The organism is Sphingomonas sp. TDK1 (assembly GCF_001650735.1).
In the GTDB taxonomy this organism is placed as follows: Bacteria; Pseudomonadota; Alphaproteobacteria; order Sphingomonadales; family Sphingomonadaceae; genus Sphingomonas.
In genome coordinates this window covers 280,266-301,095 of record NZ_LXVY01000048.1, presented here as the reverse complement: position 1 = coordinate 301,095, position 20,830 = coordinate 280,266, and the positions used below count along the sequence as shown (strand labels likewise).

General features: G+C 66.5%; 19 protein-coding genes. 7 read left to right on the top strand and 12 right to left on the bottom strand.

The features are described from left to right. Positions 1-2 precede the first annotated feature (2 nt). The 6 genes from A7X12_RS24330 to motA are packed head-to-tail and all read right to left on the bottom strand — an operon-like array spanning position 3 to position 5,198. Entirely contained in the window at positions 3-881 is an 879-nt protein-coding gene (locus A7X12_RS24330; protein ID WP_064314000.1) for a CheR family methyltransferase, read from the bottom strand. Then, on the bottom strand, positions 878-1,375 hold the full coding sequence (locus tag A7X12_RS24325) for a chemotaxis protein CheW (RefSeq protein WP_064313999.1): 498 nt from the start codon (positions 1,373-1,375) through the stop codon (positions 878-880). The genes A7X12_RS24330 and A7X12_RS24325 overlap by 4 nt, the downstream gene beginning before the upstream one ends. Continuing rightward, positions 1,372-3,660: a chemotaxis protein CheA gene (locus tag A7X12_RS24320; protein WP_064313998.1), complete on the bottom strand. Its 2,289-nt coding sequence runs from the start codon at positions 3,658-3,660 to the stop codon at positions 1,372-1,374. Before A7X12_RS24320 ends, A7X12_RS24325 begins: the two co-directional genes overlap by 4 nt. Then, positions 3,657-4,022 (bottom strand): response regulator, encoded by a 366-nt coding sequence (locus A7X12_RS24315; protein ID WP_064313997.1) that lies wholly within the window; start codon positions 4,020-4,022, stop codon positions 3,657-3,659. The genes A7X12_RS24320 and A7X12_RS24315 overlap by 4 nt, the downstream gene beginning before the upstream one ends. After that, positions 4,019-4,339 carry an STAS domain-containing protein gene (locus A7X12_RS24310; RefSeq protein ID WP_064313996.1) on the bottom strand — a complete coding sequence of 107 codons (321 nt, stop codon included), beginning with the start codon at positions 4,337-4,339 and terminating at the stop codon, positions 4,019-4,021. The genes A7X12_RS24315 and A7X12_RS24310 overlap by 4 nt, the downstream gene beginning before the upstream one ends. Further along, the gene (gene motA / locus A7X12_RS24305) at positions 4,314-5,198 is read right to left on the bottom strand and encodes a flagellar motor stator protein MotA (RefSeq protein WP_064313995.1); all 885 of its coding nucleotides are present in this window, start codon (positions 5,196-5,198) and stop codon (positions 4,314-4,316) included. The genes A7X12_RS24310 and motA overlap by 26 nt, the downstream gene beginning before the upstream one ends. A gap of 409 nt (positions 5,199-5,607) precedes the next feature. Here motA and flaF point away from each other — a divergent pair, with 409 nt between their 5' ends. Beyond that, a complete protein-coding gene (gene flaF, locus A7X12_RS24300; RefSeq protein WP_064313994.1) occupies positions 5,608-5,997 on the top strand; it encodes a flagellar biosynthesis regulator FlaF in 390 nt (129 codons plus the stop codon). Between the two features lie 55 nt (positions 5,998-6,052). Here the strand turns inward: flaF and A7X12_RS24295 are convergent, their stop codons facing one another. From A7X12_RS24295 to A7X12_RS24285, 3 genes are all read right to left on the bottom strand, one after another. Further along, positions 6,053-7,636, bottom strand: coding sequence for an alpha/beta hydrolase (locus A7X12_RS24295; protein ID WP_064313993.1), 1,584 nt, complete (start codon positions 7,634-7,636; stop codon positions 6,053-6,055). A gap of 27 nt (positions 7,637-7,663) precedes the next feature. Next, entirely contained in the window at positions 7,664-8,314 is a 651-nt protein-coding gene (locus A7X12_RS24290; RefSeq protein ID WP_157105717.1) for a hypothetical protein, read from the bottom strand. Positions 8,315-8,655: 341 nt separating this feature from the next. Further along, positions 8,656-10,527 (bottom strand): methyl-accepting chemotaxis protein, encoded by a 1,872-nt coding sequence (locus A7X12_RS24285; protein ID WP_064313991.1) that lies wholly within the window; start codon positions 10,525-10,527, stop codon positions 8,656-8,658. A gap of 225 nt (positions 10,528-10,752) precedes the next feature. On the opposite strand from A7X12_RS24285, the gene A7X12_RS24280 reads away from it, so the two are divergent. Further along, positions 10,753-12,144, top strand: coding sequence for an alginate export family protein (locus A7X12_RS24280; RefSeq protein ID WP_198162167.1), 1,392 nt, complete (start codon positions 10,753-10,755; stop codon positions 12,142-12,144). A 105-nt stretch (positions 12,145-12,249) separates the two neighbouring features. Beyond that, positions 12,250-12,585 carry a hypothetical protein gene (locus A7X12_RS24275; RefSeq protein ID WP_232318675.1) on the top strand — a complete coding sequence of 112 codons (336 nt, stop codon included), beginning with the start codon at positions 12,250-12,252 and terminating at the stop codon, positions 12,583-12,585. 1 nt (position 12,586) lies between these two features. Here the strand turns inward: A7X12_RS24275 and A7X12_RS24270 are convergent, their stop codons facing one another. Next, entirely contained in the window at positions 12,587-13,201 is a 615-nt protein-coding gene (locus A7X12_RS24270) for a response regulator transcription factor (protein ID WP_084446076.1), read from the bottom strand. Next, positions 13,201-15,918 (bottom strand): PAS domain S-box protein, encoded by a 2,718-nt coding sequence (locus A7X12_RS24265; RefSeq protein ID WP_232318674.1) that lies wholly within the window; start codon positions 15,916-15,918, stop codon positions 13,201-13,203. The genes A7X12_RS24270 and A7X12_RS24265 overlap by 1 nt, the downstream gene beginning before the upstream one ends. A 212-nt stretch (positions 15,919-16,130) precedes the next feature. On the opposite strand from A7X12_RS24265, the gene A7X12_RS24260 reads away from it, so the two are divergent. The 3 genes from A7X12_RS24260 (at position 16,131) to A7X12_RS24250 (ending at position 19,314) form a co-directional block, all read left to right on the top strand. Next, complete coding sequence (locus A7X12_RS24260) at positions 16,131-17,531, top strand: amidohydrolase (RefSeq protein ID WP_064313987.1); 1,401 nt, start codon at positions 16,131-16,133, stop codon at positions 17,529-17,531. Further along, positions 17,528-18,838, top strand: a complete 1,311-nt coding sequence (locus tag A7X12_RS24255; RefSeq protein WP_064313986.1) for an amidohydrolase family protein — start codon at positions 17,528-17,530, stop codon at positions 18,836-18,838. The genes A7X12_RS24260 and A7X12_RS24255 overlap by 4 nt, the downstream gene beginning before the upstream one ends. A 107-nt stretch (positions 18,839-18,945) precedes the next feature. Next, entirely contained in the window at positions 18,946-19,314 is a 369-nt protein-coding gene (locus A7X12_RS24250; protein WP_064314131.1) for a hypothetical protein, read from the top strand. Here A7X12_RS24250 and A7X12_RS24245 read toward each other — a convergent pair. After that, positions 19,295-19,924: a DJ-1/PfpI family protein gene (locus A7X12_RS24245; RefSeq protein WP_064313985.1), complete on the bottom strand. Its 630-nt coding sequence runs from the start codon at positions 19,922-19,924 to the stop codon at positions 19,295-19,297. The two genes, A7X12_RS24250 and A7X12_RS24245, sit on opposite strands and share 20 nt — an antisense overlap. A 103-nt stretch (positions 19,925-20,027) precedes the next feature. Here A7X12_RS24245 and A7X12_RS24240 point away from each other — a divergent pair, with 103 nt between their 5' ends. Next, on the top strand, positions 20,028-20,798 hold the full coding sequence (locus tag A7X12_RS24240) for a MerR family transcriptional regulator (protein WP_064313984.1): 771 nt from the start codon (positions 20,028-20,030) through the stop codon (positions 20,796-20,798). Positions 20,799-20,830 lie beyond the last annotated feature (32 nt).

Sequence of the window (20,830 nt, the reverse complement as noted above, 5' to 3'; positions counted from 1 at the left end):
TTTTACTCCGGCTTCTGATAGATGGTGTGCCCGCACGAGCGCATCTTGCTCGCGGCCGGGCCGATCAGCCGTTCTGAGTGACCGATGTACAGGAAGCTTCCCCGGGCGAGCTGCTCGACGAAGCGATGCTCCAGCTCTTCCTTTGCGGGATCTCCGAAATAAATCATCACGTTACGACAGAAGATAACGTCATAGGCTGCCTTTAGCGGCCATGGTTCGAACAGGTTCAGCACCTTCGCGGTGACCATCTGCCGCGCCTCGTCCGCCATCACGAAGCCGCCTTGCGTCGGCTTCATCCAGGTGGAGCGATACGGCTCCGGCACACCGGCCGCGACATTCTCGGCATATACGCCGCGCTGCACCGACTCGACGACATGCGGGGCGATGTCGGTCGCCAGCAGCCGCACATCGGCATTGCGCAACCACGAGGCGGTGCTGCGGCTTGGCCCCAGCAGGCACATCGCGATCGTGTACACTTCCTCGCCTGACGAGCAGCCTGCCGACCAGATCCGGATCGGACCCTGTTTGCGCTGCAGCGTGGGGATCACGGTTTCGCGAAAGTGATCGAAATGGTGCGGCTCGCGGAAGAAGTGCGTGTGGTTGGTGGTCAGCGCCACCACCATCGCATGGCGTTCTTCCGCATCGCTGTGCACCAGGTCGACATAGTCGCAGAACCGGGAGAGACCGAACTTGCGCAGCCGGCGCGCGAGGCGCGACTGGACGAGCGTGGTCTTCGCCTCGCTGAGCGAGATGCGTGCATCGTCGTACATGATCGCGGCGATGGCCTGGAAGTCGCGCGGCGTAAGCTCCGCGGTCTGGCCCGGTGCCATCGCGTTTCCGGCGCCGGCGGACGCCGCGGCGGCGCCCCCGGCGGGGCTCATGCTGCGAGGTCCAGGTGCTTGGTCAGGCTGAGCGCGTTGAGATCGAGCAGCAGGACCATGCTGCCATTCTCGTCGCGCGTGCCGTCCTTGGCGCGGGTGGCGATGCGGACCAGGCCCGCGATCACGCTTTCCTCCAGCGCGGTCTCGACTGCCGGTGCCGGCTGAATCTCGCCCACGTTGATGCCCACGATGTCGTTGACCTCGTCGACCAAGAAGCCCGCCTGCTTGCCCATGATGTTGACGACCAGGATGCAAGAGCGGGCATGCAGCACGCTCGGTTCCCAGCCCAGGCGCTCGGCCAGGCCGACCACCGGGATCACGTTCCCGCGCAGGTTGGTCACGCCCTTCACGAAGCTCGGCACGTTGGGGAGCGGGGTGGGCTCGTCCCATTCGCGGATTTCGATGAGCGCGCTCATGTCGATCCCGAAAATCTGCTTTGCCAGCGAGAAGGTAACGATCTTGCGGTCGTTCGCGGTGTCAGGGGTGGTGCTCATGCTGCCAGTCCTTTGGGCGTGTAACGGGAGGGCGAGGAAACCAGCGCCTCGATATCGAGGATCAGTGCGATCGAGCCGTCGCCGAGGATGGTCGCGCCACCCAGGCCGCGGATCGGATGCAGGTTCTGATCCAGGCTCTTGATCACGACTTCGCGACGGTCATCGATGGTGTCGACGACCAGGCCGACCTTGCCCGAGCTTTCGCTCTCGACGATCACCACCAGCGAGTCCTCGATGGCGCGGTCGTCGTTCAGGCCGAAGATCTCGGTCGCACGCTTCACCGGCAGATATTCGCCGCGCATGTCGATCACTTCGTTGTCGGGCGAGGTACGCTTCACCTGGCCGGGCTCGGGCTGGATCGTCTCCAGCACGTGCGTCAGCGGCAGGACGAAGCGCTGGCCGGCGAGCCGCACGATCATGCCGTCCAGAATGGCCAGCGTGAGCGGGAGGATCATCGTGAAGGTCGTGCCTTCGCCGGGGACCGAGTGGATCTCGACGCGGCCGCCCAGGGCTTCCACGTTGGAACGCACCACGTCCATGCCCACGCCGCGACCCGAGATGTTCGAGATCTTCTCCGCGGTGGAGAAGCCCGGGGCGCAGATCAGCTGGTCGATTTCCTCGTTCGTCAGCACCGCATCGGCGCTGATGATGCCCTTTTCGACGGCCTTGGCGCGGACGCGCTCGCGGTTGATGCCGCGGCCGTTGTCCGCGACGCGCACGAAGATCCGGGCGCCCTTCTGCTCGGCCGACAGCTTGATCGTGCCGGCGGGGTCCTTGCCCGCCGCGATCCGCTCCTCGGCGCTTTCCAGGCCATGGTCCGCGGCGTTGCGGATCATGTGGGTCAGCGGATCGCCGATCTTCTCGATCACGCCCTTGTCGACTTCGGTCGTCTCACCGATCGTCTCGAGGTTGATCTGCTTGCCGGTTTCCACCGACAGATCGCGGAGCATGCGTGGCACGCGGCTGAAGGCCTGCCGGATCGGCTGGGCGCGCAGCGACATGACGTTGTCCTGGATCTGCCGGGTGAGGCGGGCCAGTTCGGGCAGTTCGACGCGCTGGCGATCGGCCGGCGAGAGCCGGTCGGCCAGGATCGAGTTGCGGATCACCAGCTCGCCGACCAGGTTCAGCAGCAGGTCGAGCTTGATCAGGTCGACGCGGATGGTCTGCGCGGCTTCGTTGGCCGGCTTGGCCGGGCCGCCGCCGCCTGAACCGCCGCCACCGGGGCCGGCGCCGCCGGGCGTGCCGCCACCGCCGGCCGGCGGGGTCGCCGCAGCTGCGGGGGCAGGGGCCGCCTCGGGCGCCGCCGCTGCCGGAGCAGGCGTCGGTGCCGTCGCGGGCGCCGGCGCGGGCGCTGCCGGGGCTGCCCCCAGATCCATGAAGTCGTCGACCGTCGCCGTGACCGGCACGAACGGAATCTCGTCTTCGCCGTCCATTTCGGTCGTGGCTGCGCCTTCGGGCAGAACCACGTCTTCGGTGCGCTTGATCTCGATGACCGAGTCCGGCGCGACGAAGTCGAAGCAGTCGGAAAGATCGCTTTCCGGCAGCTCGGCCGGGGCGTTCATCACCCAGGTGAAGTAGCTGTCCTCGGGATCGATGTCGCGCAGCGCGGGAAGCGTGCTGATGTCGACCGATTCGACGCGCGCACCCAGACCCTCCAGCTCGCGGACCGTGAGCAGCGGTTCGCCGGCATTGGCGAGCGCGGCGCGCGACGGCTTGAACCGTACGCTCCAGCCGGCCGCTTCCTCCGCGGGCGCCTCGAGATCGTCGAGCGACACGCCAACCGGGCGGAAGCCGAACTCGTCTTCCTCTTCCTGTGCCGCCGGCGCGGGTGCCGGCGCGGCGGGGGCGGGCGCCGGTGCGGCAGGCGCGGCCGCAGCCGGCGCGTCGCCCTCGGGCACGCCCTTGTTGGCGAGCACCTGCTCGAGCGCGCTCAGCGCGGCCCCGTCGTTCGGCCGGGACGCATTGCCCTTGGCGGCCTCGACATGGTCCGACAGCACGTCGAACGAGCTCAGCATCACCCGGATCACGCCGGGCGTGGGGACGATCTTCCCGGCACGCACTTCGTCGAGCACATTCTCGAACTTGTGCGCGAAGGCGGTCAGGTCCGAATGGCCGAAGGCGCCGGCGCCACCCTTGATCGAGTGGATCGCGCGGAACACCCCGGCGATGGTTTCGGCGGAGAGGTCTCCCGCCTGCATCGCCGACAGCCCTTCTTCGGCCGTCGTGAGGCCTTCAGTGCACTCTTCGAAGAAGATTGCCTGGATATCGTCGAATTCGTCGCTCACGGGCAAACGCGGCGGATCGCCGCTCCCAGCTTGGTGGCCTCGAAGGGCTTGGTGATCCAGCCGGTGGCGCCGGCCGAGCGTGCGCGCTGCTTCTTTTCGTCCGAGAATTCGGTCGAGAGCACCAGGATCGGCACGCCCTTGAATTCCGGCACCTGGCGTACGGCCTCGATCAGTTCGAACCCGTCCATCTTCGGCATGTTGATGTCGGTGATGAGCAGGTCGGGCTTGACCTCGTGCATGCGCTCCAGGCCATGCTGTCCGTCGTTCGCGCTTTCGATGCGAAAGCCCTGCGAGGTCAGCGACGTCTTGAGCAGCATGCGCATGCTTGCGGAGTCATCGACGGTAAGGATCAGCTTGGTCACAGAAGTTCTCCGGTATCAATGCCGATCGCCGCTGCTAGCTGACAACGGGTCACACGATCGGTGAAGGCAGTGCTGGGGTTGAGGATGGTGAAGGCCTTGCCGAGCTTTTCGGCTTCGGCCCTGGCCGCGACGAGCAGCTGCAGCACCGCCTGGCCGACGCTCTCGACTTGCGAGGCATCGATCTCGACCGGTCCGTCGCCGTCGACCGCCTGGATGAGGCGGGTTTGAAGATCCGCAGCCGTCACGGTCGCACCGTGCGCGGGGAGCGCAAGCGCGTTGTCCGCGCCGGCCTCAAGCGGTGGCAGGGGAAAGTCCATTTTTGGCCTCGTCGAGAGCGGTTTCGAGTTGCTGGAAGGTCGGCGCGTACGCGGAGGGCGTCATGCGACGGGCGATTTCGATCGCGACCTGCACCGGCTGGTTCTGGGCGTAGGCAACGATGGCGGTCTTCACGATGGTGAAGGGCTTGGAGTCTGCTTCGATCGTCTCGAGGAGCTTGCCGGCGAGCGGCGCGACGACGCAGTAGGACAGCAGCACGCCGAGGAAGGTACCGACCAGCGCGCCGCCGATCATCGCGCCCAGGATCTCGGTCGGCTGATCGATCGAGCCCATGGTCTTGATGACGCCGAGCACCGCCGCGACGATGCCGATGGCGGGCAGGCCGTCGGCCATCAGCTGCAGCGAGTGCTGCGGATGGGTTTCCTCGTGATGGTGCTTCTCGATGTCCGCTTCCATCGCCGATTCCAGCTGGTGCGGATCCTCGAAATTGACCGTCATCATCCGCAGGTAGTCGCAGAGGAACTCGATCAGGTGATGGTCCTTCAGCAGCCGTGGATAGGGCTTGAAGATGTCGCTCTCTTCCGGCTTGTCGAGATGCGGCTCGATGCCGGTGGCGCCGCTCTTCTTGAACAGCGTCAGCAGCGTGAACATCAGCGTCAGCAGGTCGGTATAGTCGGAAGCCTTCCAGCGCCCGCCCTTGAACGCGCGCATGATGCCGGCACCGGCCTTCTTCACCGTCGGCATCGAGTTGCCGACGATGAACGCACCGATCGCTGCGCCGCCGATCGCCATAAGCTCGTGCGGCAACGCATGTGCGATGATCTCGAACTTGCCGCCCGACATCATGAAGCTGCCGAACACGCACGCGAGAATGATGACGAAACCAACGGCGTTCAGCATGACGAGCCCAAAATCTTTCCCTGGATGTTTCCAGAATTATAGGATGGTTTCCGGGGGTACCGGGTGCTTCGGGGATAATGCTTAGGTGCGGGTTCACCGCACCGCCGGTCCATGCACCCGGGAGGGTTGCGGAACCGTTGCCAAACGCGGGTTTTTCCGAAGCCGATTGTGGAAAGCGGGCGCGCGGCCGCCGGGATCATGCCCCGTGGTCCGTCGCTGTCGTGCGGTGCGCCCGTCCCGCCCGCACGGCCGCTGCGCGCGCGCGGCGAGGCGAAGGTAAATAGGCCATTGATCACGATGCTTTCCCTGGGAAAGCGCCCGTACGCGAGGGCGCTCGAATCTTATAGGAAGCGTGTGCGCGAGGTCGGCAAAATCTTCCTACAATGGCGATACGAGCAAAGGAGCGACAATGACGATCAATGCTTATCAGGCGGCCCGGAGCCGGGCCGAAACGCCGCGCTCTGCAGAGTTGCGGCTGATGCGCGAGATCACCGGAGAGATGATGAATGCGCACGAAGCCGGCCTGAAGGGCGCGTTGCTGATGCCGTCGCTGTACCGGAACCGCGAAATGTGGTCGGTCTTCTCGACCGATTGCGGCACCCCCGGCAACGGGCTGCCCAACGAGCTGCGCGCGCAGATCATCTCGCTGAGCCTCTGGGTCGATCGATTCACGAGCCACGTCGTCGCCGGCCGGGAGTCGATCCTGGAGCTGATCGAGGTGAACCGCACGGTGATGGAGGGCCTCGGCTTCCAGGATCGCGGCAGCACCGCGACGACGGCCCGCGCCGCCGCGGCCTGATCCCATCCGCCGACCGGCAGAAGAAAAGGCCCCGGGGTGTTCCCCGGGGCCTTTTTCATACTGGGTCGCTGGCCTGCGCTGCGGCGGCTTTCGGTGTGGACGCACCCTGGCCCAAGGCATCGATCAGCCAGTCCGTCACCAGGGTGACCAGGCGGGGAGACCCGGCATTCGGGCCGAGCTTCGCCACTTCCTCCTCGCGCCCGGTGACCGCCCCTTCCTGGAACCAGTGGCTCAGCCCCTCCAGCACGATCACCTTGCCGCGCGGGTTCGCCGCGAGCGCGGTCCGCGCCGCCTGCGCCTCGTCGTCGGCGACGACCAGCGGATCCTTCGAACCGAAGATCGCCAGCACCGGCATGCGCAGCGCCCGCAGGTCCGATGCGGAACGGAGCTTGTCTGCCTGCCGGCCCTCGGTATCGATCCTCTCCAGCCCGGCTTGTGCCTGCGGCCTGGGAAAGCCGGCCGCTTCTAGATGGTCGACCACGGAAGCGCGGCGGCGCGCGATGGTCTCCGCATCCGCATGGTCGATCCGTGCCTGCAGCAGCGCGACGGCAGCATCCGCGACCCGCTCCGCCACCGCTTCGGATTGTCCGGCGGCGAGCATCTGGTTGCGCAACGCCCTGCGAAGATAGGGGAGTCCGTCCCCGACGGAGCCCGCCAGATTGACGATCGCGGAAATGCCGGGATCTGCCGCAGCGACCGCGGGCGCGATCACGCCGCCCTGGCTATGTCCTATCAGCGCGATGCGGCGGCCATCGATCTCGGGGCGGCGGCGCATCGCCGCCACCGCCGCGGTGGCGTCGAGCGTCAGACGTTCGAGGTCTTCCCTGTAGAGGCCCGTCGACTGGCCGACGCCGCGCTTGTCATATTCCAGTGCGGCAACGCCATTTGCGATCAGGCGCTTGATGATCTCGGCAAAACCGCCGCGTCCGTTGGGGCCATGTCCCTGAAGGACGACGACGAGCGGGAAGGGGCCGGGGCCGTTGGGAAGGTGCAGCGTTCCGGCGAGGATGACGCCGGGCTCGGACGCGATGCGGACATCCGTGGTGACTTCGGCCGGGTGAAAGTTGGCAAAAGCCTTGGCGATCGCTGTGTCGTCGGGTTCGCCACGAAAGAAGGCGATCGGTCCCAGCGTCACGTCCGTACCCGCCCGACCCAGGGGCAGCGAGAGCGACTGGGTGTTCGCGGCGAAAGCCATCGGCGCAGTGCCGCGCAACGATACGCGCTGCCATTGCGGTGTCAGCGCGATGTCGGCACTCGCGAACTGCGCATAGGCGGGTGCCTGCCCCTGCAACGCGACCGAGAGCCGCACCGGCTGCGCGGACCGGGCCCAGAATATCGCGGTCACACGCTCCCCGGCAGCGATGGGTTCCGCGATCGGGACAACGGCGCCGCTGGACCAGGGCGCAGCCGCATTGGCAATGGCTTCCACGGCGACGACGCCGTCCCCCGGCACACGCGTGTCGCGGCCATGCTGGTAGGGTGCGCCATAGACGGACCAGCTATTCGACACGATCGTCTGGCCGGTTTGTGCTTCGGCGGGGACGGCCAGCAGCATCGCCGCACTGGTGACCAGCGGCCACAGGCGCCCCTGCCGCGATCTCGCGGCAGGGCGGGCGGCTTTCGTCCTCGCTTTGCGCATTTTGCCCGTCTCCTTCGGTGGCGGCGATCAGACGGACTTGCTGCAATTCCTATCTGCCGCATGGCGGTCCTGCCGCGATTGCATGCTGGCGAGCGCCAGGACGGCCGCGAACTCCACACCTATCATGGTGCAAGGAAGCAACAGCGCCGTCACGTTCAGGGCAGCGCAGGCGGTCACGATCAGCAGCGTCACCATTGCGGCCGCGCCGAACCGCGCTGCGGCGGCAACGCGATTCCAGTCACGGTCCAGCATCCACCAGGCGAGCGGCAGATGGCAGGCCGAGAGTTGCAGCAGGACGAGCGTCAGCGCCGGCGCGACGCTACGCGATCCCGCGTTCAGCAACGATCCGGATCCGCTGTTACCGACAAGCAACCAAGCCACGCCGTTCGGCGCTTCGATCCATGGCAGGCCGAGGATCGCCGCCACCGCCAGCAACGCAGCCATGGGAAGCAGCATCCCAAGCGAGAATGCGTGGCGCAGCAGGGTGAACCTGCCTTCGCGGTGCTGCGGCAGGATCCGCCACGCGCCCAGCAGGCATCCCAATGCGAAGCCGAGCAATCGGCCATCGGCTTCCGCTGCATCGCACTCCGCCGCCATCGCCCGTGCCCAACCGCCGCGATCGGCGCCGAGGCTGCCCATCGCCAATGCCAATATCGCTTTCGCCAGAGCCCGGGTCATGCGGGCACGATGCCGGCGCGCGACGAGGTGACCATGCGCCTGTACAAGGACCGCAGCGTACCCGGCATCAGGCCCATCTCCTCCCTCGTCCGCCGCGCCGCACCAGCGGGTGGGGCGCGCCACCGGTGCGCAATCGCGTCGCCACCTTTGCGGTACCGACTATTTTCAACATATGTAGACTTACTCGTCAAGTCCGCACGAGAGGCGGTTTGGAGCCGCGCGCTGCCTGGCGCGGGCGTGCTGCGCGAAGGGACGGTTCAGACCGCGGGCGCGGCAAAGGAAAACGGGCGCCGCGGCATAGCCGAGCGCCCGTCTTGATTTGTGGCAGGATGGTCAGCCGATCAGAACGACGTCCAGTCGTCCGCGCCGGCCGGGACCGAGGCCGCCGGTACTGCCATCGGCTTGACCGGCGAGACATAGCCACCGCCCGAGGATCTGGCCGTGCTCTTGGCGCGCGGGGCGGCTGCAGGCCGGCTGCTCGCGCCGGACGACTTGCCCGTGTTGAAGCGCTCGGCCTGTTCGGCCAGCGAACCGACCTCGGAAGTGAGGTTGCGGGCCGCCGCCGAGGTCTGTTCGACCATCGCGGCATTCTGCTGGGTCGATTGATCCATCGTGCCGATGGTGTCCGAAATCTCGGAGATCGCCGAAGACTGCGCCTGGTTGTCGGTCGCGATGCGGCCGAGCAGCTGGTGCACTTCGCCGACATCGCTCGAGATGTTGGACAGCGCGCCATCCACCTTCTCGACCATGCCGACCGCCGTGACGATATCGGCCTGCGTCGCGGTAAGCTGGTCGCGGGCGCGGCCGGCTTCTTCTTCCGCGCGCATCGCCAGCGCCGAGACGAGGTCGGCGACGACGGCAAAGCCGCGACCCGCTTCCCCTGCACGACCGGCTTCGACCGCGGCGTTCATCGCGAGAACGCGCGTCTGGAAGGCGATCTTGTCGAGGCCCTCGATCACGCTGTCGATGCCCTTGGCGCTTTCCGCCACGCGGGTCATCGCCTGGACTGCCTCGTCGGCCGTGCTGCGACCCGAGGAAACGACGCTGATCGTCTGGTCGGCGCGCTGGACGGTGCTGTTGGCGGCCGTTGCGGTCGCCTTGAGGCGCTGGTCCATCTGGGTGACGGCCGCAGCCGTCTGCTCCAGCGCCGCGGCGTTGGCTTCGGTGCGCCGTGCGAGGTCTTCGCTGGCCTGGGCGATCTCGGTCGAGCCGGTGCGGATGCGGTTGGTCGAGTCCGTCACGGATCCGATCAGCTCGCGCAGCGACGCGAGCGCTTCGTTCAGGTTCGATTTCAGCTCGGCATAGGTGCCCGGGAAGTCTGCGGTGATGTCGGCGGTCAAGTCGCCCTGGGCCACGCGGACCAGGCTTTCGCGCACGGTGTTGGTCACCATCTGCTGTTCGGCGGCAGCGCGGGCGTCGATCTGCGCGCGCTCGGAAGCGGCGAGGCGGAACTGCTCGACCGCGCGGGCGATCTCGCCAAGCTCGTCGCCCCGACCGAGGCTCGGGACCGTCGCCGTGCCGCCTTCCGCCAGCGTCTTCGTCACGCGTGCGAGACGTGCCATCGGTTGGGCGATCGTACGGTTGATTACCAGCCAGACGCCGCCGAGCGCCGCAATCGAGATCAGCGAAAGGCCGATGGTGAGGATCAGCGCCGTCACCGCCGAGGCATTGCCGCGCGCATTCGCTTCCTCGGACGCCTTGCGCAGGGTATCGAGGATCTTCTGCGCCTGGTCGAGCGCGTCGTGCGAACGTTCCTTGCCTTCGGACTTGATCAGCTTGAGGCCGGTATCCTTGTTGACCAGGTCCGCCTCGAAGATGCGGCGATTGATGTCGTCCAGCTGCCCCTTGATCGCCGTCATCCGCGCGATGTCACCGGCCATGGAGGGATCGGCGACGGCAGCGAAGCCCTTGAGATCCTTGTCCAGCTCGTCCGACGCGGTGTCGAGCCGCTTCTGCAGCTTGGCGCGCTCCTCGTCCGACAGCGCATTGAAATGGCTGTAGACGATGATGCGCATCTCTTTGATGTCGCTGATCACGTCGGTCATGTTGGACATGCCGGCGACGCTGACTTCCACGTGCTTGCGCGCGATGCTCGTCAGGTCCCGGTTCGACATCCAGCCGTTGATCGCGAGGCCGACCAGCAGAAGTCCCAGAAAACTGAAGGCGGCCAGCATCTTCTTGGTGAGGGGCCAATCGTCGAGAAATGCGAACATGTAGATACCACCCGCAAGCCCCGATCTGCAGCCGGAGCGTTTGTCCGCGCCGCGGATGCGACGTGGTGATTATTATAGAGGCGTTTCCGGCGAGACCGACCTTTCGGCGATTACGGACAGTCCCTCGGGAACTTCCGGAAAACTCCGGGTCCGATGTCGCGCGCACGAATCTTGCGGCCGTTCCTTCCTATAAGGCCAACAATTAGGGGCGGCAGGAGCGCGCGGGTGTACGGCATTCAACAGCGTCTAAATTCGTGGCGCAGCATCGGTCTGGCATTGTCGCTCGTCGCCGGGACCGCGCATGCGCAGACCGGGTCCGCGACCCCGCCGCCCGCGTCGGCGGGTCCGAAGCTGCACATCGAAGGCAGTGTCCGTGCGCGCCTGGAGGGTATCGACGGCCAGTTCCGTCCCAAGGTGGACGAAAGCACCGTGTTCGCGTCGGTGCGGACGCTGGTCCTGGCCAAGGTCGACTGGGGCGATCTGAACGTCACGGGCGAGCTGCTCGATGCGCGCGGTTACGGCGAGGGGCATAACAGCTCGGTCAAGGCCAGCGACGTCAACACGATCGAGCCGCTTCAGGCCTTCGCAACCTACAAGCTGCACAATCTGGTGAGCAGGGGAGATAGCCTGACGGCCATCGGCGGCAGGTTCACCATGACGTTCGGCGCCATGCGCCTCGTTTCGCGGGCCGACTTTGGCAATACTTTCCCGTCCTATCTCGGCGGCCGTGTCGACTATCGAAACAAGCACAAGGACGAGCTGGTACTGTTTTGGACCCATCCCGTGACTGCGCTTGCCACGTCGATGGACGACATCATCGGCAATCGTGTCCAACTTGACCGCATCGATACGGGCACGGTGTTCTTCGGGGGCGACGGTAATCTTGCCGATATTGGCCACAAGGTGAGCGTGGGCGGCTATGTCTATCGCCTTACCGAACAGGATCGCCCGGGGTATCAGACCCGCGATCGCCGACTGGTGACGTTCGGATTGCGTCTCCGCCGGGTGCCCGCCAAGGGCAAGTTCGACGTCGAGGCCGAAGCGGCGCTGCAACGGGGCCAGACGCATCTGACGAACGCGGTCACCGATCGCACCAACCTTACGGTGCGTGCGGGCTTCGCCCATGTCGAAGGCGGGTACACCATCCCCAAGGGCTGGACACCGCGCATCGCCGCCTTCTTCGATTATGCCAGCGGGGATGGGGCCAATGCCGCCTATGGCCGGTTCGACTCGCTATATGGCGCGCGCCGCGCCGATTATGGCCCCACGTCCCTGTTCGGCCCGGTCGGGCTGGCGAATCTGGTGTCGCCGGGCATCCGCCTCGAGGCGAAGCCGTCGAAGCGGCTCGATCTGATGGGCGCCGTGCGCGGGCTGTGGCTCGCCGACCGCACCGACACCTTCGCCTTCACCAACGTGCGTGACAAATCGGGTGCCGCGGGGCGGCATGCTGGAACCGAAATGGAGGTACGGGTGCGCCGTTCGCTCATCCCGGACCGGCTGCGGATCGAGGTCGGCGCCGCCTATCTCGCCAAGGGCCGCTTCCTGCATGAGGCCCCCAATGCCCCGCATAGCAGCGACGCGCGCTACGGCTATGCCGATCTGGTGTTCAAGTTCTGACCACGGATATCGGACCAAAGCGATACCTGGGTGGTCAGCAGCCACGATCCGGAATATGATCGGAAACAAGCGCGTTACAAAGGCCGAGAAGATGGTGTGCTCAACATGCTGGTGATCCTGATGGTTCGTGAGGCCAGCCTTCGCAGCATGCTGGCGGCGCGGCTTGCGCTTTCCGGCATCGATGTCGTGAGCATGGAAAGGGTCGATCCCGCGCGCATCGCTCGGCTGGGTGGGGTCGCGCCCGTCCTGGTCGCGGATCTGTCCGCAACGCGCGAGCAGCCCGGCGGCTTGCCGGCGCTCTGTATGGATCCACTTTGGCAGCGTTTGATCGTAGTGGGCGCGGAAGTCGACGCGGTCGCACCGCATCTGCATCATGTCAGCGGGGACGATCCCGCCGCCGCCATCGCTGCACTGCTGCGCGATGGCGGGACGATGCAATAAGTCACCCCTTGGGGAACAGCCCCGCGGCGAAGGCGATGCGCAGCGCTTCGGAAAGGCTGCGGACTTCCAGTTTTTCCATCAGATTGGCGCGGTAGATCTCCACCGTGCGCGGACTGATGTCCAGCTCATAGGCGATGATCTTGTTCGAACGGCCTTCGATCAGGCCCTTCAGCACGTCGGTCTCGCGCGGCGAGAGCTTGGCGATCTTCGATTCCGCGGTCGCGGTCCGTGCCGCGGCCTCGCTGTCTTCCTCCAGCTTGGAGAAGGCCTGGTCGATCACCTTCAGCAGGAACTCGGCTTCATAGGGCTTCTCGATGAAATCGAGCGCGCCCGCCTTCATCGCCTGCACCGCCAGGCCGACATTTCCCTGACCGGTGAGTACGATCGGCACGAACTTGGGCGCGCGATCCAAGGTGGTCAGAACATCGAGCCCGCTGGAACCGGGCATGTGGAAATCGAGCAGCACCACGCCGGGATCCAGCTCGCTCTCCTGCTCGAGAAAAGCATCACCGGAGCGATAGCCGCGGACGATCAGGTCCGGCCGTACGGACAACAGGCTGTGCAGGGATGCGCGCACGGCATCGTCATCGTCAACGATGTAGATCGTTCGGGTCATTATTCTTCACCTTCTTCGACACCGGGTAAAGTAAAGCGGAACGACGCACCACCCCCCGGCGCATTTTCCGCACTGAGTATCCCCCCATGACCCTCGATAATGCGTTTGCTGATCGAAAGTCCAATCCCCATTCCACCAGCCCCGCCTTTGGTCGTACTGAAGCGTGAAAAAAGTGTTTCCAACACATGCGCGGGGAGGCCCGGACCGCTGTCCGTAACTGTGATTGCTACCATTTCGTCGGGCAGCGTCTCGGATGTTATTGTAATCTGGCGGTCGTCGGGATCGACCATCTTGAGCGCCTGCACCGCGTTGCGCAGCAGATTGACCAGCACCTGCTGCACCTGGATGCGATCCGCGAGAATGAAGCGCGCGGCAGGGTCGAGGTTGAAGCTCACCCGCAGGTTGAAATGGCCGGTGCCGACCAGCACCAGCTCCACCGCGTCGCGGATGGTCCGCTCGACCGATTCAACCCGCATCTCGACTTCGCCGCGCGCGACGAAGGCGCGTAGCCTGCGGATGATCTCGCCGGCGCGCTGCGTCTGCTCGGAGCCCATGCGTAACAGGTCGGTGACGCGCGGGCCGCCTTCGCCGCGCTCGATCAACATGCGGGCGGCCGCGAGAAAATTGGCTGTCGCACTGAGCGGCTGGTTGAGCTCATGCGCAAGATCCGCGGCCATCTCGCTCATCGCGCTCTGGCGCGACACATGCGCGATCTCGTTGTTGAGTTCGCTCAGGCGTTGCTCGGCCGCAACGCGCTCGCTCAGATCGCGGATGAAGACGGTAATCAGAAGATGCCCGTCGCTGCGCGCGACGCCGGCGCGCATCTCCGCCGGGAAGCGTCGCCCGTCGGCGGTCAGCGCGGTGCCGACCAGCACCTCGCCGACCAGCCCCTCGCCGGTTTCGATGAAGCGCCGCAGCAGTTCCTCGTCCGCTTCCGCTTCGTCGGACGGGATCAGCATGGTGAAGTGGCGCCCCACCACTTCCGAAGCGCGATAGCCCCAGAGCAGTTCGGCGGCGGCGCTGAACTGCAGGATCGAACCGTCGCTGCCCAGAACGATCATCGCATCCGGGACGGTTTCGAGCACCGTGCGCATCTGCGCCTCGCGCCGCCGGAGCGCCGCTTCTCGCTCGTCGCGCTCGGTGATGTCCAGGGCTGCGCCCACCACCCGGATCAGCTCGCCGTTCGCGCCGTAGAAGCAGCGTGCGGAGCCCTCCAGAGTCCGGGCCACGCCTTCCTGATTGTCCAGCCTGTACCGAAACGCAAATCGGTCCGCGCGTTCCTTGGTCGCGAGGGTGACGGTGTTGCGAAGACTTTCCAGATCGTCCGGGTTGATCAGGTGTCGCCAGGACTCGAAGTTGGACAAGGCGCCGGGCCGCAGGCCCAGGCGCTGTTCGGTACCCGGCGACCAGTTGACGTGGTCGCTCCCCACGTCCCAGTCGAAGATGCCGAGTTCGTGTGCCGCCGCGGCCTGTGCCAGGCGTTCCTCGCTGGCCCGCAGGGCGCGCAGCGCGGAAACGCGCTCGGAGATATCGAGGATGCTGTGCACCACGATGGCGCCGCGGTCCGGCGTTGCGAAGCGAAGCTGGCGTTCGATGACATGCAGTTCGCTGCCGTCCTTGCGCTGTTCCACCAGTTCCTGTGCGCCGTCGGCGTCGGGCAAGGCATAGCTGCTGTTCCAGCTGGGACAGCGTGCCCGGAGCAGCATGTAGATGTTCGCGCCCAGTGCTTCGGCTTCCGTGAAGCCGTAGAGTTGCTGGCAGCCGAGCGACCAGTAGATGATCGCGCCCCGCGCGTCCGTCATCGTCACGGTCGCGCCGTCCAGCGCCAGCGTCAGTTCGGCGCGGGCGGTCTGTTCGCGGCCGACGCGATGAACCGCCCAATAGGCGATCAGGCCGATGGCCAGAACGTTGAACATGCCGAGCACGAGATGGCCGGGGATCATCGCGCCGTCGGCGCGGCGCTCGAGCAGAAGCTCGATCGTGGCGGGCAGGGCGGGCAGCAGGATCGCCCCGGCGACGACCGTCTGGATGGCGCTCGGTTGCGGACGCTCGATCCTGGCCGAGGCCTGCCCGACCACGCGCCAATGACCGAGCAGAATGGCTGCCGTCAGCGACATCGCTATGATCGTGCCCGGCACCGACGCGCGCAGGTCGAGGTTTACCACGCTGGGCTTGGTCGCCAGCATCATCGCGGTGGCGCTCGACAACGCCAGGGCAAGCGGCGCGATGGCCACCAGCGGTGCGACCTCGCGCAGCAGCCGCCATCGACTGCGGCAGGCGAGTGCGGCGATCGGCAGCATCAGCTGGTAGACGACCGCGTTCACCCCGGGATTGCCGCCGTGCGGCAATCCCAGCACTTCGATCCGGCTGGGGAAAAGCAGCATGCCCGGATTGATCCAGGGATGGATCAGGGGCTGGGCGGTGCCGAGCACGCCGATGGTCAGCGCGATGGCATAGAGCGGCAGGGCAAGGCGGCGCCGCTCGGCCTGATCCGCCAGCACGCCGGCCGCGATGCAGGTGTAGGCCAAGCCGCTGAGCGGCCACAGGGGATAGGTGGTCGGCAGGAAACGGTAGAGGAGGGGAATGTCGAGCGCCCAGCCCAGCAGCGTCGTCAGTCCGCACACGAAGGCGATGACGGCGAGCGTCTTCGCTGCGGAGACGTTCAGGCGCTTAGGGCCAAGGCCTGCAGCGCCCAGCTTCATGGTATCAACGTGCAAACTACCTGCCCCTGAACAGGTCGAAGCCAAGGCTACGATTTAGTCAGCATCGGTTAATTCCCAACGAAAAGCCATAGGGTGACGCGCGCTTTTCTGCGGATTTCGTCTTCCTCTTCGAACAGGCGCTTGCCAAATCGGCCGGTGACAGCAATCAATTGCGCGGGGACAATCATAAGAACATCAGGGAGTCACGCTTGATCCGAAGCTTTGCCATGGCGGCCGCCTGCGTCGCCCTAACCGCCTGCGGGGGAAGCGGCGGCAAGCCCGCCAGCGCCTCCTCCGCACCCGCGCAGAAGGGGCCGGGCCTGGGCAAGGGGTACGATCACGATCCCTATCCGTCGACCTACCGCCCCTATCCGGGCGTGCCGACCCTGCTGACCAACGTGACGATCCTCGACGGCGAAGGCGGCCGGATCGACGGGGGCGCGGTGCTGTTCCGCGACGGCAGGATCGTCGCGGTCGGCCAGACCCTGACCGCCGAAGCCGGCGTCACCGTGATCGACGGGCAGGGCAAATATGTGACCCCCGGCGTGATCGACATCCACAGCCATCTCGGCGACTATCCCTCGCCGGGCGTGGATGCCCTTTCGGACGGCAACGAGGCGACCTCGCCGGTCACCGCGGATGTCTGGGCCGAGCATAGCGTCTGGCCGCAGGATCCCGGCTTCGGCCGCGCGCTTGCCAATGGCGGCGTGACGACGCTCCAGATCCTGCCGGGCTCGGCGAACCTGTTCGGCGGCCGTTCCGTGGTGCTCAAGAACGTCTATGCCCGCACCATGCAGGGGATGAAATTCCCCGGCGCGCCCTATGGCCTGAAGATGGCGTGCGGCGAGAACCCTAAGCGCGTCTATGGCAGCCGGGGCCGCGAACCCTCCACCCGGATGGGCAACATCGCCGTCGACCGCCAGACCTGGGCGAAGGCGGCCGAATATAAGCGTCGCTGGGAGAAATATGAGAAGGATGGCGGCGAGCCACCGTCCAGGGACATCGCGATGGATACGCTGCGCGGCGTGCTCGACGGCGAAATTCGCGTGCAGAATCACTGCTATCGCGCCGATGAAATGGCCAATGTCCTCGATATGGCCAAGGAATTCGGCTATCGCGTCTCGGCATTTCACCACGCGGTGGAAGCCTACAAGATCGCCGATCTGCTGAAGGTCAACAATACCTGCGCCGCCGTCTGGGCCGACTGGTACGGATTCAAGATGGAGTCGTACGACGCGGTGCCCGAGAACCTCGCCATCCTGGAGAAGGAAGGCGCCTGCGCGATGATCCATTCGGACGATGCGAACGGTATCCAGCGGCTGAACCAGGAAGTCGCCAAGGCGCGCGCTTCGGCGATCCGCGGCGGCTTCGACGTGTCCGAGGCGACGGCCTGGAAGTGGCTGGCGATCAATCCCGCCATCGCGCTGGGCATTGCCGACAGGACCGGCAGCCTCAAGGCCGGCAAGATGGCGGACGTGGTGCTGTGGAACGGCAATCCGTTCAGCGTCTACACGCGGCCGGAAATGGTGTGGGTCGACGGCGCGCTGCTGTATGACGCCAAGGATCCCAAGCGCCGCCCGGTTTCCGATTTCGAGCTCGGCCAGCCGGGCGAGGGGGATGTGAAGTGAGGAAGACCCTGTTTCTCGCCGCGGCTGCCTGCGCGGCGCTGGCGGCGCCTGCGATGGCGCAGGATATCGCGGTCACCAACGCCAAGCTGGTGATCGGCGACGGATCGGCGCCGATTGCGGGCGGCACGGTGGTGGTGCGCGGCGGCAAGGTCGTCGCGGCCGGGCGCGGCGTCGCGGTGCCGGCGGGCATGCAGACGGTGGATGCCGGCGGACGCTATGTGACGCCGGGCATCTTCGCCGGCTTCACTCGCATGGGTATCGTCGAAGTCGACGGGGTCGGCGTGACCAACGATGCCGCTGCCGGCAGCTCGCCGTTCAACGCGGCGCTGGACGTCAGTCCGGCGGTAAACCCGCGCGCGACCCCGATCGCGATCAACCGCACCGACGGCGTCACCCGCGCCGTGGTCGCGCCGGACACCAGCAAGGGGTCGATCTTCGCCGGCCAGGGGGCGGTGATCGACACGCGCAGCGACCTGCACGCGGTTGCCCGCCCCCGCGCCTTCCAGTTCATGGAATATGGCGAGAGCGGCGGTCGTTCGGCCGGCGGCAGCCGTCCGGCGGCGATCGCGATGTTCCGCAACGCGATGCTGGAGGCGCGCGACTATGCGCGCAACCCGGCCAGCTTCGCCGATCGGGGCAAGGACGCACTCCTCACCCGCGCCGATGCCGAGGCACTGGCCGCGGTGGCGCAGGGCAAGGTGCCGTTGCTCGTCCATGTCGAGCGCGCGTCGGATATCCTGGTGCTGCTCCAGCTGAAGCGCGAGATGCCGGGGTTGAAGCTGGTGCTGGTCGGCGCCAGCGAGGGCTGGACCGTGGCGCGGGACATCGCCGCCGCCGGCGTGCCGGTGATCGCCAATGCGCTCAACGACCTGCCGGCAAGCTTCGAACAGCTTGCCGCCACCCAGTCCAATATCGGGCGGATGCAGGCGGCGGGCGTGCTGGTCGGCGTGGGCATGATCAACGACGACGAGGCGCGCCAGGCGCGGCTGGAGAAGCAGTTCGCCGGCAATCTCGTCGCGCTGACCCGCGTGCCCGGCGCCACGGGGCTCAGCTGGGACGCGGCGTTCGCGGCGATCAGCTCCAAGCCCGCGGAAGCGATGGGGATGGGCGACGCGTACGGATCGCTGCGCGCCGGCCGCGCCGGGGATGTGGTGGTGTGGGACGGCGACCCGCTCGAAATCGGCAGCGAGCCGGTGAAGCTGTTCGTCGACGGCATCGAGCAGCCGCTGGCCAACCGGCAGACCCGCCTGCGCGACCGCTATTGGAAGCCCGAGGAAGGGGCTTTGCCCAAGGCCTATCAACGCTGATCAGAAGCGTTCAATACGGAACCTTCACGATCGTCGATCCTTTGGCGGCAAGGTGGAACGGGCCCGACGCGGGAATGCTCGCGTCGGGCAATCAGGAGTATGGAACGATGATGAAGCGTATCCTTCTGCCCTCTCTCGTGGCGCTGGCGCTTGCCGGGTGCCAGCAGGGCGGCGAGGCGACGGGCAACGCGGCGGCCGACAATGCGGCCGAGGCGAATGCGGTGGTCGGGAACGGCGCGATGGGCAATAACGTCGCCGCCGAGGTCGTTGCGATGAACGACGCGCAGCGCAATGTCGTCTTCATCCGCGCGATCATGGATGCCGGGCTGAAGTGCGACCACGTCGAGAGCTCGCAGCGCCTGCCCGATCAGGACGGCAACCCGCTGTGGCGCGCCAATTGCAGCGGCGGCGTCGCGCACATGGTGACGATCACGCCGGACGGGACCGCCAAGATCATCAGCCGCACCGATCGCTGAGGTCGGCCTCGGCGAGGAGGAAGGGAGACAGGACGCGCAGCGTGCGCGCCACCGTCTCCTCCTTCTCGCCGACCGGCGCGACATAGTGGATCGCCGCGCGCGCGGCAGCGACGCCTGCGCGGCGGGCGATCACCCAGGCCGCTAGATACTGGGAGGCGAGGCACCCCCCGGCGGTCGCGATATTGCCGTGCGCCACGAACGGCGCATCCAGCACCTCCACGCCCGCCTCCACCACCCAGGGCTTGGTGGTGAGATCGGTGCAGGCGGGCAGCGTGCCGATCAGGCCGAGCTTCGCCAGCAACAAGGTTCCGGAGCATTGCGCGCCGATCAGCTGGCGCTCGGGATCGAGCCGGAGCCGACCGAGCAGATCCGCGTCTGCGGCGATGTCCCGCGTTTTCGATCCGCTGCCGATCAGCACGGCATCAGCCTCGGCCGCAAAGCCGAGAGGCTGTTGCCGCCGGATGGTGACGCCGTTGAGCGAGGTGACTTCCTCGGTCGGGGACGTGATGTGCGCCGCCCAACCCTGGGCGCGGAGCCGGTTGAGGATCGCGGCAGCGATGAAGGAATCCAGCTCGTTGAAGCCGTCGAAGGTCAGCACCGCGATCTGCATGGCTGCTTTTCACTCGGGCGCCTCGGGAAGCGCAAGCTGAGAAAGGCGGAGCGCCCGAAAAAGGGCTTGTGCTTGACGTTGCGTCAACCTGCATAGCATGCCCATGCTGGAGTCGATCGATATCGCCGAGGTGTCCCGCCGTACCGGTGTCAGCGCGCGGGCGCTGCGCTTCTATGAGGCACGCGGCTTGCTGAAGCCGCTAAGGACCGCGTCCGGGCGTCGCCACTACGGCGCGGCTGCGCTCTCGACCTTGCACCATATCCTTGCGCTGAAGCGGGCAGGGCTCACCCTCGCGCAGATCCAGCGCCTGCTGAACGGGCGCAGTCAGAATCTGGCGGCGCTGATAGATGCGCAGCTCGCCCATCTGGAGACGCAGGCGGCGGAGATCGAACGCTCGCGCCAGCTGCTCCTTCAAACCAAGTCCCGCGTCGAGCGCAGCGAGCCCATCGACGTCGCGACCTTCTGCTCGCTGATCGAACAAGGAGAAAGGCAGATGAACAGCAAGGCGCAGTGGGACGCGGTTGCTTCCCACTATCTCACGGATGCGGAACGGGGGGACTTCGCGGCCACGCTCGCGACGCTTCCCGACGGTTTCGACCAGGCGGCGTACGCGGCACGGTGGAAAGCGCTGGGCGATCGGATCAAGGCGGCCTTGCCCCTGGATCCTGCAAGTGCTGCGGCGCAGGCGCTCCTGGGGGAATGGTCGGCACTGTTGGCGCCGTTCAACGCGGTTGCGACTCCGGCAATGCAGGCCGGGGTCTCCCGCATGTATGCGGACATGCCCGCCTGGGAGGGGCAGGCCGATCCCGGTTTCGATGCCGAGGTCTTCCGCTTCATCCAGGCCGCGAGCCGGGCAAGCGCATCGCGCGCATGAAGAAGGGGGGAGGCGGATGGCCTCCCCCCCGA